At 70.2% G+C, this 17,645-nt stretch carries 12 protein-coding genes and 1 tRNA gene; 6 read left to right on the top strand and 7 right to left on the bottom strand.

Going from position 1 to position 17,645, the window contains the following annotated elements; translation table 11 throughout:
* Positions 1–8 precede the first annotated feature (8 nt).
* The 4 genes from P3X83_RS25470 (at position 9) to P3X83_RS25485 (ending at position 3,443) form a co-directional block, all read left to right on the top strand.
* The gene (locus P3X83_RS25470; protein WP_277307729.1) at positions 9–998 is read left to right on the top strand and encodes a branched-chain amino acid ABC transporter permease; all 990 of its coding nucleotides are present in this window, start codon (positions 9–11) and stop codon (positions 996–998) included.
* Positions 988–2,040 carry an ABC transporter ATP-binding protein gene (locus P3X83_RS25475; RefSeq protein ID WP_277307730.1) on the top strand — a complete coding sequence of 351 codons (1,053 nt, stop codon included), beginning with the start codon at positions 988–990 and terminating at the stop codon, positions 2,038–2,040. The genes P3X83_RS25470 and P3X83_RS25475 overlap by 11 nt, the downstream gene beginning before the upstream one ends.
* Positions 2,037–2,858: an ABC transporter ATP-binding protein gene (locus tag P3X83_RS25480; RefSeq protein WP_277307731.1), complete on the top strand. Its 822-nt coding sequence runs from the start codon at positions 2,037–2,039 to the stop codon at positions 2,856–2,858. Before P3X83_RS25475 ends, P3X83_RS25480 begins: the two co-directional genes overlap by 4 nt.
* Before the next feature lie 114 nt (positions 2,859–2,972).
* Positions 2,973–3,443, top strand: a complete 471-nt coding sequence (locus P3X83_RS25485) for a hypothetical protein (protein ID WP_277307732.1) — start codon at positions 2,973–2,975, stop codon at positions 3,441–3,443.
* A 262-nt stretch (positions 3,444–3,705) separates the two neighbouring features.
* On the opposite strand, the gene P3X83_RS25490 is transcribed toward P3X83_RS25485, so the two are convergent.
* A complete protein-coding gene (locus P3X83_RS25490; RefSeq protein WP_277307733.1) occupies positions 3,706–4,992 on the bottom strand; it encodes an ABC transporter substrate-binding protein in 1,287 nt (428 codons plus the stop codon).
* Between the two features lie 426 nt (positions 4,993–5,418).
* Between P3X83_RS25490 and P3X83_RS25495 the strand changes: the two genes are divergently transcribed.
* Positions 5,419–6,339, top strand: coding sequence for a hypothetical protein (locus tag P3X83_RS25495; RefSeq protein ID WP_277307734.1), 921 nt, complete (start codon positions 5,419–5,421; stop codon positions 6,337–6,339).
* 13 nt (positions 6,340–6,352) lie between these two features.
* Here P3X83_RS25495 and P3X83_RS25500 read toward each other — a convergent pair whose 3' ends face one another.
* Positions 6,353–6,970 carry a response regulator gene (locus tag P3X83_RS25500; protein ID WP_277307735.1) on the bottom strand — a complete coding sequence of 206 codons (618 nt, stop codon included), beginning with the start codon at positions 6,968–6,970 and terminating at the stop codon, positions 6,353–6,355.
* Between the two features lie 116 nt (positions 6,971–7,086).
* Here P3X83_RS25500 and P3X83_RS25505 point away from each other — a divergent pair.
* Positions 7,087–7,160 (top strand) — tRNA-Leu (locus P3X83_RS25505).
* Between the two features lie 509 nt (positions 7,161–7,669).
* Here the strand turns inward: P3X83_RS25505 and pyk are convergent.
* The 5 genes from pyk to gltB all read right to left on the bottom strand — a co-directional run bounded on the left by pyk (position 7,670) and on the right by gltB (position 17,548).
* Positions 7,670–9,100, bottom strand: coding sequence for a pyruvate kinase (pyk, locus tag P3X83_RS25510; protein WP_277307737.1), 1,431 nt, complete (start codon positions 9,098–9,100; stop codon positions 7,670–7,672).
* A 72-nt stretch (positions 9,101–9,172) separates the two neighbouring features.
* Positions 9,173–9,565: a DUF2784 domain-containing protein gene (locus P3X83_RS25515; RefSeq protein WP_277307738.1), complete on the bottom strand. Its 393-nt coding sequence runs from the start codon at positions 9,563–9,565 to the stop codon at positions 9,173–9,175.
* 61 nt (positions 9,566–9,626) lie between these two features.
* A complete protein-coding gene (locus P3X83_RS25520; protein WP_277307739.1) occupies positions 9,627–11,327 on the bottom strand; it encodes a S8 family serine peptidase in 1,701 nt (566 codons plus the stop codon).
* 215 nt (positions 11,328–11,542) lie between these two features.
* Complete coding sequence (locus tag P3X83_RS25525; protein ID WP_277307740.1) at positions 11,543–13,027, bottom strand: glutamate synthase subunit beta; 1,485 nt, start codon at positions 13,025–13,027, stop codon at positions 11,543–11,545.
* A gap of 12 nt (positions 13,028–13,039) precedes the next feature.
* On the bottom strand, positions 13,040–17,548 hold the full coding sequence (gene gltB, locus P3X83_RS25530; protein WP_277307741.1) for a glutamate synthase large subunit: 4,509 nt from the start codon (positions 17,546–17,548) through the stop codon (positions 13,040–13,042).
* Positions 17,549–17,645 lie beyond the last annotated feature (97 nt).

A 17,645-nucleotide genomic window follows, 5' to 3' on the forward strand; every position in this document is an offset into this window, starting at 1 on the left:
GCCACGACATGGACTGGACTCTCATCATCAGCCGCGCCGTCGAAGCCGGCATCGGCACCGAGGCCGTGATCTACGCGCTCGCCGCGATCGGCCTGAACGTGCACTTCGGCTACACCGGCCTGCTCAACTTCGGCCAGGCCGCCTTCCTCGCCGTGGGCGCCTACGCCATCGCCGTGACGGTCTCCACCTTCGGGCTGCCGTTCTTCCTGGGCGTCGGCATCGGCCTGCTGCTCGCCGTGATCCTCGCGCTGCTGCTCGGCATCCCGACGCTGCGGCTGCGCGCCGACTACCTGGCCATCGTCACCATCGCCGCGGCCGAGATCGTCCGTCTGGTGGTCCGCGCCGTCGCGCTGGAGGGCACCTTCGGCGGCACCGACGGCCTGCAGGGCTTCTCGGACTCCTTCTACGCGCTCAACCCCTACCCCGCCGGGCAGTACGAGCTGGGCTCGATCATCGGCTTCGACCACCGCACGATGTGGGTGCTCACCGTCGGATGGGTCCTCGTCGCGGCGTCCTGCTTCGTGATCTATCTGCTCATGAAGAGCCCGTGGGGCCGTGTGCTCAAGGCCATCCGCGAGGACGAGGACGCCGTGCGCAGCCTCGGCAAGAACGTCTTCTCCTACAAGATGCAGTCGCTGGTCCTGGGCGGCGTCATCGGCTCGCTGGCCGGCTTCATCTTCGCGCTGAGCCGCGCCGCCGTGCAGCCCGACCTGTTCAGCACGGAGCTGACGTTCTACGCGTACACCGTGCTCATCCTGGGCGGCGCCGCGCGGATCCTCGGGCCCGTGGTCGGCGCGGCGCTCTTCTGGGCGTTGCTTATCCTGATCACGACCGGGTTGGAGGAGGCCGTCGGTTCCGGCGTCATCACCTTCCTCGCCGTCAACCAGGTCGGAGCCATCAGGTTCATGCTGGTCGGTCTCGGGCTGATGCTGCTGCTCATCTTCCGGCCGCAAGGCATCTTCGGCGACAAGAGGGAGATCGCGCTAGATGCACGCTGACGAAGCCGCAGCGGGCGGGACGGCGGACGCCGCCGCCGGCCGTACGGCAGAAGCCCCCGCGGGAAACCGCAGATCCGGAGCCGTGGCCGCCCTCGCCGGGCTGGCCACCGAACCGGGCGTGGCCAAACCCGACCCGATCCTGATCGTGGACAACGTGGTGCGGCGCTTCGGCGGCCTCACCGCGGTCAACGTCGAGCACGTCGAGATCCAGCGCGGGTCGATCACCGCGCTGATCGGCCCCAACGGCGCAGGCAAGACCACGTTCTTCAACCAGCTCACCGGGTTCGACACCGCCGATTCCGGCGAGTGGACCTTCAACGGCCGCCGGATGAACGGCGTCGCCGCGCACAAGATCGCCAGAATCGGGATGGTCCGCACCTTCCAGCTCACCAAGGCGCTGTCCAAGCTGACGGTCCTGGAGAACATGCGGCTGGGCGCGCAGGGCCAGATCGGCGAGGGCTTCCTGCGTGCCCTCATCCCCGCCCTGTGGCGGGGCCAGGAAGACGAGATCACCGAGCGGGCCGAGGAACTGCTCAAGCGGTTCAAGCTCGACGCCAAGCGCGGCGACTTCGCAGGAAGCCTGTCCGGCGGGCAGCGCAAGCTGCTGGAGATGGCGCGCGCGCTGATGGTCAAGCCCGAACTGGTCATGCTCGACGAGCCCATGGCGGGCGTCAACCCCGCGCTGACCCAGTCGCTCCTCGGGCACGTCAAGGACCTGCGCGAGCAGGGCATGACGGTGCTGTTCGTGGAACACGACATGGACATGGTCCGTGACATCAGCGACTGGGTCATCGTGATGGCCCAGGGCTCGGTGATCGCCGAGGGCCCGCCCGACACGATCATGTCCGACCCGCGAGTGGTGGACGCCTACCTGGGCGCGCACCACGACACGCCGCTGTCCGCCGAGGAAGAGGAGCGGCAGCTCGCCGAGGCCGAGGCGGAGCTGGAGGAGGGGGCCCCCGTTCAGGAGCCCGCCGCCGACGGCAAGGACGCCCCCGCGCCCGGCGAGGACGCCCCCGCTCAGGAAGGAGCAGGCCGGTGACCGAGGCGAACGGACAGCCGCTCACCCGGGCGGAGGACGCCCACGACAAGTCGGCTGCGGCCGTCACCGACCGCAGCGCGCACGTCGAGGCCGCCAAGGACGCGGTGCTGCGGTGCGACGAGCTCTTCGCCGGATACGTCCCGGGGGTGAACATCCTCAACGGGTGCGACCTCTACGTGGGACAGGGCGAGCTGATCGGCATCATCGGCCCCAACGGCGCGGGCAAGTCCACGCTGCTCAAGGCCATGTTCGGGCTGGTCGAGGTGCGCACCGGCACGGTGACGCTGAAGGGCGAGAACATCACCCGGCTCAAGGCCCACGCGCTCGTCGCGCGGGGCGTGGGCTACGTGCCGCAGACCAACAACGTGTTCCCGAGCCTGACCATCGAGGAGAACCTGGAGATGGGCGCGTTCCAGGCGCCCAAGAAGTTCAAGGAGCGGTTCGAGTTCGTCGCCGAGCTGTTCCCCGCGCTCAAGGAGCGCCGCAAGCAGCGGGCGGGCTCGCTGTCCGGCGGCGAGCGGCAGATGGTCGCCATGGCCAGGGCGCTGATGACAGAACCGTCGGTGCTGCTGCTCGACGAGCCCTCCGCGGGGCTGTCGCCCAAGCTGCAGGACCAGGTGTTCATCCGCGCCCAGCAGATCAACCGGGCCGGCGTCACGGTGATCATGGTGGAGCAGAACGCCCGCCGGTGTCTGCAGATCTGCGACCGGGGCTACGTCCTGGACCAGGGCCGCAACGCCTACACGGCCACCGGGCGGCAACTGATCAACGACCCGAAGGTGATCGAGCTCTACCTGGGCACCCTGGCCCGGGCCTGAGCGGTCCCCGGCACGACGGCCCCGTGAACGCCTGTCGCGTTCACGGGGCCTTTCGCCGTTTCGGCTCACCCGGGGGCTTCCGGTCATCGGGCTCGTCGGCGGACCATGGTGATCATGCGTACCACCGCCATGGCCGTCATCTGCCTCAGCGCGACCCTGCCGCTCCTCGCCGCCTGTTCGGCGGGCCGGTCCCACCGAGGGCCGTCCGGGCCGCTGAGCGCCGTACAGAGCCCTACGAGAGACCCCACGAACGGCCCCTACATGGTCGGCGCCGATCCGGCCGACGACCCCTGCGCCCGCGTCGTCTCCGCGATCGGCTTCGCCGACTCGGTGCTCGAACCGGCGGGCGAGGAGCGACGGCAGAACTTCGACGCGGCGGTCAGAGGACGGCTGGCCTACGTCGAGGGCGTGGTCCGCGAGTACGGCCCCCGCCTGCCTGAACGGGCCCGCAGATTCGAGGTTCCCCTCCGGGACGCCACCGACGGCCTGAGCCCGGCCGCCACCCCCCGCGAGGAGCAGCTCCGCCTGCTGAAGCAGTACCGCTCGGCCGCCCAGGGCGTACGACGCACCTGCCCCAAGCCCTGACCCGCCCCCAGGACCCGGGTCACGCGCGGCTGACCTTCACCCCGCCGAAGAGGCCGTACGCCCGGACACGGACCACAGGAGCCGATGGAGAGGACTCCCCCGGCTCCACGCTGCGCGCGCCGAACAGCCTGTGACGATCGTCATGGACGACGACGGCGGCGGCGGCTCCGGAACAGGGCAAGGGCCCCGGCCGGTGGCCGGGGCCCTTGGGGTTCGCGATCGCTTCGGGGGTGTCCCTAGGCGGCGTGGAGCTTCCGGCGAATCAGCCGGCGACCTTTCCGGTCTGGAAGCCCACGTTCTTGTGGGTGTTGCTGTCGTCGTACTGGAAGATGCCGATCGTGGCCTCGGACGGGTCGCCCGCGTCGCTGAACTCGATCGGGCCGCTGACGCCGTCGTAGTCGATGTCAGAACCGGCCTTCAGCAGCTCGGCGCACTTCTGGAAGCTGTCGCACTTCTCGCCGCCCTTGCTGACCTCGACGAGCTTGGCGGCCACGTCGGTGCCCACGTCGCTCTTGGCGGCCTCGGCGGCCAGCGCCAGCAGGATCGTGGCGTCGTACGACTCGGGACCGTAGTTGAAGTCCTTCAGGTCGGGGTTGACCTTGAGGAGCTTCGCCTTCAGGTCGTCCTTGACCTCCGCGCCGGGCTGGGTGCCCTTGACGCCGGTCAGGGTGCCCTTCGGGAAGTCCTTCGAGTAGTCCGCGAGGTTGCCGTCCACGAAGTAGATCTTGATCTTGTCCGGGCCCAGCCCCTGCTTCTTCAGCTCAGGGATGATCTTCTTGGCCTCGTCGAACGAGATCAGCGCCAGCGCCTTGGGGCTCTTCGCCTTGAGCTTGGCGACGTCGGCGGAGAAGTCCGCCGCACCCGGGTCGTAGGCGATCTTGTCGGTGATCTCGCCGCCGCCACCGGTCACGGCCCGCTCGACCTCGTTGGCGAGGCCGGTGCCGTAGGAGTCCTGGCGGTTGAGGATCGCGACCTGGTCGCTGCCGTCCGAGATGATCAGGTCACCGAGCACGCGACCCTGCAGGACGTCGGAAGGCGCCGTACGGAAGTACAGCCCCTTGTCGTTGTAGGTCGTGAAATCGGGCGAAGTGTTGGCAGGCGAGAAGTGGATCACGCCAGCGTTCACGATCTTGTCAATGACCGTGAACGACACTCCGGAGGAGGCGGCGCCAACGATGGCATCGGCCTTCTGCTGGAGCAGCTTGTCAACGGACTGCGAGGCGATGTCGGTCTTCGCGTCACCGGAGTCGGTGTGAATCTTGGCCACGGGCTTGCCGAGGACGCCGCCGGCGGCGTTGATCTCCTCAATGGCGAGGTCCACGCCGGCGAACTCCGGTGGTCCGAGGAACGCCAGGTCACCCGTCTGCGGTAGCAGAGTTCCGATGGTAAGCGTGCCGTCGCCCTTGGCCTGCGCCGCGGACGTCGATGGCACCGCGGACGTAGTGTCGGCCGGCGCGGCAGCGTTGTCGCCGCCGCCGCAGGCCGTCAGGGCGAGACTGGCGGCCGCTGCGACGGCCAGCACGCGCCCGACGGGGGCAATGCGGATCATGAAGCATCTCCTTCATCCAGGCCGGGATATGTCAGCGCTGCCGACCCGTCCCGATCGAATGACGGAAACGTATAAAACCGTGTGGCCCGCAAGCCATAGATCCGCCTGAACTGAGGACACTTGGATGCGGAGTCGTAATCACTCCTCAACTTACCGGGCGCGGTACCGGCAATATCGGCGTGACGTGTAACAACGCGCAACCGAGCGTTGCCAACGTCTCACCTTGTGACTACCGCGTCTCAGATGTCGGAAGCGATGGCGATCTACCCGCACCGGGGTCCGCGCCGGTCCGCCTTCGTCGGCCGTCCGTGGTCATTCACTGCTCTGTCGCGGGCCCCGCCACTGAGGCCCAATAATGCCCTATAACGCGATACTTTCCCATGTGTCGGGTTATGTAATCACGATCAACCGGCTATGGTGCCGATCGTGACCGGCCCCGCCGCCTCCAGCCCCCGAGCCCGGCGCACGCGCCGCGCCCGCTCCCTCCTCAACAGCCCAGCGGCCCTCGCTCTCACGGTCGCGGCGGCGGCCACCTCATGCGGCGCGCTTACTGCCCAGGGCGGCGAGACGAACGGCGGACGACCTGTGCCCCCGCTCACCGCGACACTGCAGCAGGCCCGCATCGACGAGGCCAAACACGTGCTCTCCGTGGCGGTGCGCAACCCCGGCCCCGAGCCCGTCCACATCGAGCGGATCCAGCTCGTCGCGCCGCCGCTGCCCGTCCTGCCGCCCGAGCCGGTGGACACGCTGGTCAGGACCACCCCCCGGGTGGACCTGCGCATCCCGTACGGCACCGCCACCTGCGAGGGCGCCACGGCCGTCCCCGTGCCCGGCCCGGCCCACGCCCTGGCGTGGATCAGGGAGGCGGGCGGCGCCCGGCAGATCAGGCTGCCGCTCCCCCACCCCGATCCGCTGCTGACCCGGCTGGTGCGCCTGGACTGCGGCGCGTCGCTGGTCCGCCGCTCGGTGGACGTGCGCCTCGGCGAGCGCTGGACCCGTGAGGGCGACGCGCTCACCGGCGTCGTCGTCGTGGAGCGCAAGGGCGCGGCCGGGGAGGTCACCCTGCAGGACATCGCCGGGAGCGTGGTCTTCGGGCTCGCCCCGGCCAAGGCGGACGGCAAGCCGCTGGCCATCCTCGCGGCGGGCCGGGCACGCGTGGACGTGCCGGTCCGCTTCACCGCGCCGAACTGCTCGGCGCACACGCTCGCCGACGCCAAGAAGCCCTACGCCTTCCCGGCCTGGGTGGGGATCACCGGTCTCGAACCGCAGTATCTGGAGTTCGCGGTGACCCCCGACCTGCGGCAGCGGCTCGACCTGTTGGTCCGGGAGACGTGCCGGGGCGAGTGACGCCCCCGGCCGCTCAGGACTCCGCGGGCTTGTCGCCGGCCTCGTCGGCGGGCTTGGCGGTGCCCTCGTCCACGACGACCTGGGCGACCTGGCGCATGCTCAGCCGCCGGTCCATGGACGCCTTCTGGATCCACCTGAACGCCTGCGGTTCGCTCCAGCCGTGCTGGGCCATCAGCAGGCCCTTGGCCCGCTCGACCAGCTTGCGGGTCTCCAGGCGGTCGGACAGCGTGCCGACCTCGCGTTCCAGCGCCTTGATCTCGTCGTGCCTGCTGACCGCCATCTCGATCGCCGGCACCAGGTCGGACTTGGTGAACGGCTTGACCAGGTAGGCCATCGCCCCGGCGTCGCGCGCCCGCTCCACCAGATCCCGCTGCGAGAACGCGGTCAAGATCAGGCACGGCGCCACCCGTTCCGAGACGATGCGCTCGGCGGCGGAGATGCCGTCGAGGATGGGCATCTTCACGTCGAGGATCACCAGGTCCGGGCGCAACTCCAGGGCGAGCTTGACCGCGGTCTCCCCATCCCCGGCCTCCCCCACGACGGCGTAGCCGTCCTCTTCCAGCATCTCCTTGAGATCGAGGCGGATCAGGGCCTCGTCCTCCGCAATCACCACTCGCCGCTGCGTACTCACGACCAGAAGGGTACCGACGTCCGGTACGCTAGGACCACGCTGACGGGCTCCCGCCGATCAACCTGGATGTTAGCCACACGATCAACAGCGGGCGTTTCCCATTCGCCCGAATTGATGCCCCGGTACTCCAATTGGCAGAGAGAGCGGATTCAAAACCCGTAAAGTGTGGGTTCGAATCCCACCCGGGGCACCTTCTCGCCGCCCGGCCGCACAGGCCGGGCGGTTTTTGCTTATATGGCCGATGACCTGGTGATATGAGCCTGATTGCGCCACCATCTCGGGCCCGCTCCGGCCCGAAAACGGCCTTGACCGCCGGTTGATGGAATGCCCCGTCCGAGGCCCCTCGCACGGCCGTCCGGACGGGTTCACGGAACCGCTCGCGCCGCGCCGCGCGACGGCATCGGCGGTGACGAAATCGGTATCCCATCGATGCGCATCCGAATGCGTCGGCGCGGTCGCGGGGCAGGCGGGAGGGCGTTCCGGTCTCCTGGTGACGCCGTTTCGGTCTCACGCCGAAAGGAGTCACGCGGCAGCCGAGTTCGGCCGCGAAATACCGGACGGCAGGCATGAAGAATTCGGTGAACGCCGCAAATCTCCGCGCCGTCGCCGCCCTCGGACGAGGCGGAGTGATTATGCGCGGAAAACGCGGACTCCCCTCGCGGCCCCGTTCAAGACCGGGGCCGCGCGCGGAGGAGAACGCTAGCTGGGGTGAGAGACGGCCGACCCGATGGTGTGGACCCGAAGCGCGTTGGTCGAGCCGTGGGTGCCGGGCGGGGACCCCGCCACGATGACGACCTTGTCGCCCTTCTCACAGCGGCCGAGGTTGAGCAGCGACGACTCGACCTGGCGGACCATGTCGTCGGTGTGGTGGACGAACGGCACGTGGAAGGTCTCCACGCCCCAGGTCAGCGAGAGCTGGCCGCGGACGTGCGGGGCGGAGGTGAAGGCCACCAGCGGGATCGGCGAGCGGTAGCGGGCCAGCCGCCGCGCGGTCTCGCCCGACATGGTGAAGGCCACCAGGACCTTGGCCCCGACGATGGCGCCGACCTCGGCCGCCGCACGGGCGATGGCCCCGCCGGTGGTCTCGGGCATGCGCTCCAGGGTGTGCGTGGCGTGCAGCGAGGCGCGCTCGGCGGCGCAGGCGATGCGGTCCATGGTCTGGACCGACTCGATGGGGTAGTTGCCGACCGAGGTCTCGCCGGAGAGCATCACCGCGTCGGCGCCGTCCATGACGGCGTTGGCGACGTCGGACGCCTCGGCGCGGGTGGGCCGCGGCGAGTGCATCATCGAGTCGAGCATCTGGGTGGCCACGATCACCGGCCGCGCCTTCTCGCGGCACAGCTCGATGGCCCGCTTCTGCACGATCGGCACGTCTTCGAGGGGCAGTTCGACGCCGAGGTCGCCACGGGCGACCATGATGCCGTCGAACTCCTCGACGATCTCCGGGAGCCGGTCGACGGCCTGCGGCTTCTCGATCTTGGCGAGCAGCGGCAGCCGGACGGCCTCCTGCTCCATGATGTTGCGCACCACGTGCGCGTCGGACGGGCGCCGCACGAAGGACAGCGCGATCATGTCGAAGCCGGTGCGCAGCGCCCAGCGCAGGTCGGCCTCGTCCTTGTCGGTGAGGGCGGGGGCGCTGACGTTGACGCCGGGGAGGTTGAGGCCCTTGTTGTCGGAGATCATGCCGCCGACGACCACGCGGGTGGTGACGCGCGGGCCGTCGACCCGGGTCACCTCCAGCACCAGCCGGCCGTCGTCGACGAGCACGGTGTCTCCGGCCCTGACGTCGTTGGGCAGCCCCGCGTAGGTGGTGGAGACCTGCTGGCGGTCGCCGGGGACCTGCTCGGTGGTGATGGCGAAGACGTCACCGAAGCCGAGCCGGACCGGTCCTTCCTCGAAGGTGCCCACTCTGATCTTCGGCCCCTGGAGGTCGGCGAGCAGGCCGACGCCGCGGCCGAGGTCGGCCGCGGTCTCCCGCACCCTGTCGTAGATCTCCTTGTGCAGCTCGTGGGTGCCATGGCTGAGGTTGAACCGCGCGACGTCCATGCCCGATGCGACCAGTTCGCGAATGCGCTCGGGGGAGGATGTGGCGGGACCTAGGGTGCAGACGATCTTTGCGCGACGAGTCACACGACTACTTTAATTGGTACAGACCACTTGGTGATGACGATGGCGATAGCGGGCCGGAAAAACCCGGTGACGTCACTCGACCTGGCACGACTCACCGCGAGCCCTCCGGTGCCCGGCGCGGCGGCGCATGACGAGCCCCGTCCACGACGTCAGGATGAGCGCCACGACGACCCATCTGACGAGGGTCGTGTACTCCTCGGGATAGATGACTCCCTTGAGGTAGGTGTCGATGAACCCGCCGGGGCGCAGGCCCGCCAGTCCTGCGCGGTGCCTGGCCCAGTTCTCCAGGACGGTCAGCGGGCACTCCAGGGGCGTGCTGATCGAGGCCAGGCCCCAGGCGGCCATCGCCAGGTGCGGCCAGATCAGCAGGGGGCGCGGCCAGGCCAGGAATCCGCCCAGGGCCAGGTAGATGAGCACGAGGAGATGAACGCCCATCGTCACCTCCGCCAGGATGCGGTACCCCATATATCCGACGTTAGATGCATCACAGGGGGGCTCGTATCCGCTCGCGTACTCAGTTCGGCCGTCAGGGCTTCACGGTCGCGGCGTTGGCCGCGTCCACCAGCCCCCGGCCGTAGAAGCCGTTGCGCACCGAATCGCCCTCGCACTCGTGGCTCTGGTTCTGGTAGCTGTGCCGCCGGGGCACGGGGCAGGCGAGCGGGACCGCCGTCTGGTAGAGCAGCCGCTGGACCTCCGCCGGGTCCATGGTCAGGCCGTCCGCCCCGCCCTTGGCGCCCTGGCCCCCGCGGCCGAACCGGCTGATCAGGATCGCGGCCACACCGGTGGCGTGCGGGGCGGCCATCGAGGTGCCCTGCAGGTACTGGTAGTAGGCGCAGGTCGCGCCCTTGCAGTCGCGGACCACCGAGGAGCTCTTCGGCATCCCGTCGGCGCCGACCAGGCCCTGGGCGCGCACCACGTTCTCTGGGGCGGCGGCCAGGATGCCCTTGGTGGCGTCGCCGTCCGTCGCGTCGCCGCCGGGGGCGGTCAGGTCGGTCTGCTCGATGCCGTAGTCGGAGTAGCCCGTCTTCACCTTGTCGGGGCCGACCGCCGAGACCGAGATGACGCCCTTGGACTCGGCGGGGACGTTCAGGCAGGAGTTGTCGATCTTCCGGGTGCGCTCCTTGCCCAGCGGGTAGTCGGGGCTCGTCGCGTCGCGCTCGGGGTTGCCCAGGTCGGTCGCGCCGTTGCCGATCGCGCTGATCAGCGTGACGCCCTTGCCCCGCGCGTAGTCGAGCGCACGCTGCATGCCGACGATGATGCCCCGCTGCTCCAACCGCTCCTCCGGGGAGTCCGCCGGGTTGTCCTCGCAGTTGAACAGCCACGGGTCGATGTAGTAGCTCATGTTGACCACGTCGATGCCGGCGTCGGCGGCGTAGGTGAGCGCGTCCAGGCTGGGCTTGAGGAAGAACAGCCCGGAGTCCTGCCCGGCGCGCACGTTGACGATGGTCACCCGGGGGGCGACCCCCGCCACGCCCAGGCCGTTGATCGGCGAGGCGATGGTGCTGGCCACGTGGGTGCCGTGCCCGTCGTCGTCCACGTCCACCGGGTCCTTGCAGCCGGTGTGCTCGCACGCCCCGTCCAGCTTCTCGCCGTTGGGGTCGGTGGGCTTGTCCACGACGAAGTTGCGGCTCAGCTCGCGATTGAAGTTGGGCGCGATGTCGGGGTGCTTGCCGTCCACGCCGGTGTCGATCACGCCGACGAGCACCCGCTTGTCGCCGGGGGCGCCGGCGTAGGACTTCTCGGCGGTCGCGCCGATCATCTTCATGTCCCACTGCCGGTCGGCGAGCGGTTCGGGGGCCGAGCCGATCGCGCCGGTCAGGTCGGCGTGCCCGGCGAGGTCCTTGTCCACCGCGGGGACGGCACGCGCCACGCTTGCCGCGCGGATCCCCCTGGCCGTGCCGATCCGGCGGTTGGAGGAGACCCCCACGACCGCGTCGCTACCGCTCAGGGCCCGTGCGAAGCCGCCGGCTCCGTCGGCCACCACGTAGCCGAGGCGCGGATCGCCGCCCTGCGCCCGGAGCGCGCCGCCCGCCTCGCGTACGGCCCGCTCGGCCTCCGCCCGCGCGCCGTCGGCGTAGAAGACCAGATACGGACGGCGGGCCTGTGCCTCCCCCGAGGCGCCGCCCACCGGTGCCACGCCGGTCGCCCCCACCGACGCGACCGTTACGGCGAGCCCGGCGGCCACCGCGACCGCCGCGCGGGCCAGGCGACTGCTCCCCCGTCTCATGCACCCTCCCGCTGCGCCGGCATCCACCAGCATTCTGTCCAGGGATCCAACCCTAGACGCTATCCAGTGGCGGTTTATGAGGCTTTTGACTGACATTTCGCGAATTGAACAGCCGTAGTGGGGGGATTCCCTACGGCCCCCCGCCGCCAACAAAGATCATGCACGCCCGGCCGGGAAACGGCGCGGACGTGCATGATCGACGGTGTGTCGGCGGCTCAGACGAGCGGCCGGGCGGTCGGCGGGATGGACACCGGGAGCGCGGTGCTGCCCGTGAGGAACCGGTCCACGGCGGAGGCCGCCGAGCGTCCCTCGGCGATCGCCCAGACGATCAGGGACTGGCCGCGGCCGATGTCACCGGCCACGAACACGCCCTCTACCCCCGACATGTAGGACTTGTCGCGAACCACGTTGCCCCGGCCGTCGAAGAACGCCCCGGCGTCCTCCGCGTGCGCGGCCAGGTCGGAGAGCAGGCCGTCCCGCTCAGGGCCGACGAAGCCCATCGCCAGGGTGACCAGGTCGGCCGGGATCTCCCGCTCGCTGCCGGGTACGGGCGCGAAGCCGTTCTGCGGCCCCTCGACCTCGACCAGCCGCAACGCCCTGACCCTGCCCTCCGCGTCGCCCACGAACTCGGTCGTGGACACCGCGTAGACCCGGTCGCCGCCCTGCTCGGCGAGCTCCTCGTGGGCGCTCTCCATCTTGAACAGCAGTGGGTAGGTCGGCCATGGCTGGGCGCCCGGCCGCGACTCCGGCGGCCTGGGCATGATCTCAAGCTGGGTGACCGAGGCGGCGCCCTGGCGGACCGCGGTGCCGATGCAGTCGGCGCCGGTGTCGCCGCCGCCGATCACCACCACGTGCTTGCCCTCCGCCGAGATCGGCGACACGGCGTAGTCGCCCTCCTGGACCTTGTTGGCCGGGGGGAGGTACTCCATCGCCTGGTGCACGCCGTCCAGCTCGCGGCCCGGCACGGTGAGGTCGCGCCAGGCGGTGGCGCCGCCCGCCAGCACCACCGCGTCGAACCGCTCCCGCAGCTCGGCGGCGGTGATGTCGACGCCCACGTTGACGCCGGTGCGGAACTCGGTGCCCTCGGCGCGCATCTGCGCCAGCCGGCGGTCCAGGTGCCGCTTCTCCATCTTGAACTCGGGGATGCCGTAGCGCAGCAGCCCGCCGATCCGGTCGGCCCGCTCGAAGACCACCACGTCGTGCCCGGCCCTGGTGAGCTGCTGGGCTGCGGCCAGGCCCGCGGGGCCGGAGCCGATCACGGCGACGGTCTTGCCGGTACGGGTCTGCGGCGGCTGCGGGACGACCCAGCCTTCGGCGAAGGCCCGGTCGATGATCTCGACCTCGACCCGCTTGATCGCCACCGGGTCCGCGTTGATGCCGAGCACGCACGCCGCCTCGCACGGGGCGGGGCACAGCCTCCCGGTGAACTCCGGGAAGTTGTTGGTGGCGTGCAGCCGCTCGATCGCGTCGCGCCAGTCCTCGCGGTACACCAGGTCGTTCCACTCGGGGATCAGGTTCCCGAGCGGGCAGCCGTTGTGGCAGAACGGGATGCCGCAGTCCATGCAGCGGGCGGCCTGCCGGTTGAGCGCGGGCTTGGGGAAGTCCTCGTAGACCTCCCGCCAGTCACGGATCCGCACGTCCACGGGGCGGCGGCGCGGCAGCTCGCGCTCGTGCGTGAGAAACCCCTTCGGGTCAGCCATCGTCGAACCCCCTTATCCGTGTGCGGCGGTCATGACCGCCTCGTCGATGTCACGGCCCTCGGCCTCGGCGGCGGCCCGCGCGGCGAGCACCCGCTTGTAGTCCTTGGGCATGATCTTGCCGAACCGCCCGAGGGCGGCGTCCCAGTCGGCGAGCAGCGCCATCGCCACAGTGGAGCCGGTCTCGGCCAGGTGGCGTTCCACGATCTCGCGCAGGAACTCGACGTCGGCGCCGGTCGGCTCCTCGATCTCGACCATCTCGCGGTTGACCCGCTCGCTGTTGAGGTCGAGCACGTAGGCCACGCCGCCCGACATGCCGGCGGCCAGGTTGCGGCCGGTGGGCCCGAGGATGACGGCGCGTCCGCCCGTCATGTACTCGCAGGCGTGGTCGCCCACGCCCTCCACGACGGCCGTCGCGCCCGAGTTGCGGACGCAGAACCGCTCGCCGACCACGCCTCGGACGAACACCTCGCCCGAGGTCGCGCCGTACAGGCCGACGTTTCCTGAGATGACCTGCGTCTCCGCGGCGTACGGCGCGTCCGGGTGCGGGCGTACCGTGATCCGCCCGCCGGAAAGGCCCTTGCCGAGGTAGTCGTTGGCGTCTCCGGTCAGGCGCAGCGTGATGCCCCGGGGCACGAACGCCCCCAGGGAGTTGCCCGCGCTGCCGGTGAACGACACGTCGATGGTGTCGTCGGGCAGGCCCGCGCCGCCGTACCGGCGGGTGACCTCGTGGCCGAGCATGGTGCCGACCGTGCGGTTGACGTTGCGGATCGGCAGTTGCAGGGTGACCCGCTCGCCCAGCCGCAGCGCGCCCTCGGCGAGCTGGATGAGCGTGTTGTCCAGCGCCCGGTCCAGGCCGTGGTCCTGCGTCTGGGTACGGCGCAGCGCCGCGCTCGCCGGGATCTCCGGCCGGTACAGGATCGGCGACAGGTCCAGCCCGGCCGCCTTCCAGTGGTCCACGGCGGCCTCGGTGTCCAGCACCTCGCTGTGCCCGATGGCCTCGTCCAGGGACCGGAAGCCCAGCTCGGCCAGCAGCTCACGGACCTCCTCCGCGATGAACTCGAAGAAGTTCACCACGAACTCGGGCTTGCCGCTGAACCGCTTGCGCAGCTCGGGGTTCTGCGTGGCCACGCCGACCGGGCAGGTGTCCAGGTGGCAGACGCGCATCATCACGCAGCCGGAGACCACCAGGGGCGCGGTGGCGAAGCCGTACTCCTCGGCGCCGAGGAGCGCGGCGACGACCACGTCGCGGCCGGTCTTGAGCTGGCCGTCCACCTGCACCACGATCCGGTCGCGCAGGCCGTTCAGCAGCAGGGTCTGCTGCGTCTCGGCCAGGCCCAGCTCCCAGGGCGCGCCCGCGTGCTTGATGCTGGTCTGCGGCGACGCGCCGGTGCCGCCGTCGTGCCCGGAGATGAGCACCACGTCGGCGTGGGCCTTGGACACGCCCGCCGCGACCGTGCCGACGCCGACCTCCGCCACCAGCTTCACATGGACGCGGGAGGCCGGGTTGGCGTTCTTCAGGTCGTGGATGAGCTGGGCGAGGTCCTCGATGGAGTAGATGTCGTGGTGCGGCGGCGGCGAGATCAGGCCGACGCCCGGGGTGGAGTGCCGGGTCCTGGCGATCCACGGGTAGACCTTGTGACCGGGAAGCTGGCCGCCCTCGCCGGGCTTGGCGCCCTGCGCCATCTTGATCTGCAGGTCGGTGGCGTTGACCAGGTACTCGCTGGTCACCCCGAACCGGCCGCTGGCCACCTGCTTGATCGCGCTGCGCCGCTCGGCGTCGTAGAGCCGCTCGGGGTCCTCGCCGCCCTCACCGGTGTTGGACTTGCCGCCCAGCCGGTTCATCGCGATGGCCAGCGTCTCGTGGGCCTCCATGGAGATCGACCCGTAGGACATGGCCCCGGTGGAGAACCGCTTGACGATCTCCGACACCGGCTCGACCTCGTCGATCGGCACCGGGGCGCGGTCCCGCAGCCGGAACATGCCGCGCAGGGTCATCAGCCGCTCGGACTGGGAGTCCACCAGCGAGGTGTACTCCTTGAACAGCTCGTAGCGGCGGGTGCGCGTGGCGTGCTGGAGTTTGAAGACGGTCTCGGGGTTGAACAGGTGCGGCTCGCCCTCGCGCCGCCACTGGTACTCCCCGCCGACCGCCAGGCGCCGGTGGGCGTTCTCCACCCGGGGGTAGGCCCGGACGTGCCGTTCGGCGACCTCGCGGGCCAGCACGTCGAAGCCGACGCCGCCGAGGCGCGAGGTGGTCCCGGCGAAGCAGGTGTCGATGACGTCCTGGCCGAGGCCGAGCGACTCGAAGATCTGCGCGCCGGTGTAGGAGGCGACGGTGGACACGCCCATCTTGGACATGACCTTCAGGACGCCCTTGCCGTACGCCTTGATCAGGTTGCGCACGGCCTTGTGCGGGTCGAGGTCGAGCACGCCGGTGGCGATCATGTCCTCGACGGTCTCGATGGCCAGGTAGGGGTTGACCGCCGAGGCGCCGTAGCCGATCAGCAGCGCCATGTGGTGGCACTCCCTGGCCTCGCCGGTCTCGATCACCAGGCCGACCCGGGTGCGGGTCTTCTCCCTGATCAGGTGGTGGTGGACCGCTCCGGTGAGCATCAGCGCCGGGATCGGCGCGCGCGCCGCGGACGAGCCCCGGTCGGACAGCACGATGATCCGCGCGCCGTCCGCGATGGCCTGGGTGACCTCGGCGCGGATCTCCTCAAGACGGTTGAGCAGCGCCTCGCCGCCACCGGCGACCTCGTAGAGGCCGGAGACGACGTGCGGTGCGAAGCCGGGCAGCGCGCCCTCGTCGTTGATGTGGATGATCTTCGCGAGCTCGTCGTTGTCGATCACCGGGTACGGCAGGACCAGCCGGCGGCACGAGGCCGAGCCGGGCTCCAGCAGGTTGCCCTCGGGCCCGATGGTGGACTGCAGCGAGGTGACGAGCTCCTCGCGGATGGCGTCCAGCGGCGGGTTGGTGACCTGGGCGAAGAGCTGGCTGAAGTAGTCGAACAGCAGCCGGGGCCGGTCGCTCAGCACCGCCACGGGCGTGTCGGTGCCCATCGAGCCGAGCGGCTCGCCGCCGGTCCGCGCCATCGGCGACAGGATGATCCGCAGCTCCTCCTCGGTGTAACCGAAGGTCTGCTGCCGCTTGACCAGCGCCTCGTGCGTCGGGATCTGCCGCTCGCGCGCGGGCAGCTCCTCGAACCGTACGAGCCCGGCGTGCAGCCACTCCTCGTACGGCAGTTCGGCGGCCAGCTCCGCCTTGACCTCGTCGTCCTCGATGATCTTGCCGCGGGCGGTGTCGATCAGGAACATCCGGCCCGGCTGGAGCCTGCCCTTGCGGACCACGTCCTCGGCGGGGATGTCCAGGACGCCCGCCTCGGAGGCCAGCACGACCAGGCCGTCGGCGGTGACCCAGAACCGGCCGGGGCGCAGGCCGTTGCGGTCCAGCACGGCCCCGACCAGGGTGCCGTCGGAGAAGGTGATCGACGCCGGGCCGTCCCACGCCTCCATCAGGGTGGAGTGGAACTCGTAGAAGGCCCGCCGCGCCGGGTCCATCTCGGTGTGGTTCTCCCACGCCTCCGGGATCATCATCAGCACCGCGTGCGGCAGGCTGCGCCCGCCCAGGTGCAGCAGCTCCAGGCACTCGTCGAAGGAGGCGGTGTCGGAGGCGTCGGGGTCGCAGATGGGGAACAGCCGCGCCATGTCGCCCGGGATCAGCCCGGTGCCGAGCATGGCCTCGCGGGCGCGCATCCAGTTCCGGTTCCCCTTGACCGTGTTGATCTCGCCGTTGTGCGCCACGTACCGGTACGGGTGCGCCAGCGGCCAGGAGGGGAAGGTGTTGGTGGAGAAACGCGAGTGGACCAGCGCGATCGCCGACTGGTAGCGGGGGTCGGAGAGGTCCGGGAAGAAGGGTTCGAGCTGCGGCGTGGTCAGCATGCCCTTGTAGACGATGGTCCGTGAGCTGAGCGAGGGGAAGTAGACGTCCACTTCGTGCTCGGCCCGCTTGCGCAGGCAGAAGGCCAGCCGGTCCAGCGCCAGGCCCTGCTCGCCTCCCGGTGAGGCGACGAAGAGCTGCTTGAAGGACGGCATGACGGCACGCGCGCTCGGCCCGGCGTTGGCGACATCGACCGGAACGTCGCGCCAGCCGAGCACGGTCAGCCCCTCCTCGGCGGCGATCTCCTCGATCATCCCGACCGCGATCGCCCGGGCCTCCTCGTCGAACGGGAGGAACGCGATACCGGCGGCGTAGGCGCCGGCCTCGGGCAGCGGGAACGGCGTCACCGCGCGCAGCAGGGTGTCGGGGATCTGAGTGAGGATTCCGGCTCCGTCGCCGGTGTCCGGTTCGCTACCCTTGGCTCCCCGATGATCAAGATTGCAGAGCGCTGTCAAGGCCTTCGCGACGATGTCGTGACTGCGCCGACCGGCGACGTCGGCAACCATGGCGACACCACAGGCGTCATGCTCGTTCGCGGGGTGATACAGGCCCTGAGGCTCGGGGAACCCGAGGCGGGCAGCAGGCATTGAATCCCTCCCGTCGTCTTCGTCTGCTCGATAGCTAGAGGCGAGGGACGACGTTGGCCCTGCTGCGATTGTGGGTAGAGGTTACCTCACCCTGCCG

This window comes from Spongiactinospora sp. TRM90649, from assembly GCF_029382225.1.
GTDB lineage: Bacteria > Actinomycetota > Actinomycetes > Streptosporangiales > Streptosporangiaceae > Spongiactinospora.

Excerpts from the sequence above, each read along its gene's own strand:
- P3X83_RS25470 (WP_277307729.1), top strand. The coding sequence starts at position 9 with ATGGACTGGACTCTCATCATCAGCCGCGCCGTCGAAGCCGGCATCGGC.
- P3X83_RS25520 (WP_277307739.1), bottom strand. The coding sequence starts at position 11,327 with ATGAGACGGGGGAGCAGTCGCCTGGCCCGCGCGGCGGTCGCGGTGGCC.
- P3X83_RS25525 (WP_277307740.1), bottom strand. The coding sequence starts at position 13,027 with ATGGCTGACCCGAAGGGGTTTCTCACGCACGAGCGCGAGCTGCCGCGC.
- P3X83_RS25515 (WP_277307738.1), bottom strand. The coding sequence starts at position 9,565 with ATGGGGTACCGCATCCTGGCGGAGGTGACGATGGGCGTTCATCTCCTC.
- P3X83_RS25485 (WP_277307732.1), top strand. The coding sequence starts at position 2,973 with ATGCGTACCACCGCCATGGCCGTCATCTGCCTCAGCGCGACCCTGCCG.
- P3X83_RS25490 (WP_277307733.1), bottom strand. The coding sequence starts at position 4,992 with ATGATCCGCATTGCCCCCGTCGGGCGCGTGCTGGCCGTCGCAGCGGCC.
- gltB (WP_277307741.1), bottom strand. The coding sequence starts at position 17,548 with ATGCCTGCTGCCCGCCTCGGGTTCCCCGAGCCTCAGGGCCTGTATCAC.
- P3X83_RS25475 (WP_277307730.1), top strand. The coding sequence starts at position 988 with ATGCACGCTGACGAAGCCGCAGCGGGCGGGACGGCGGACGCCGCCGCC.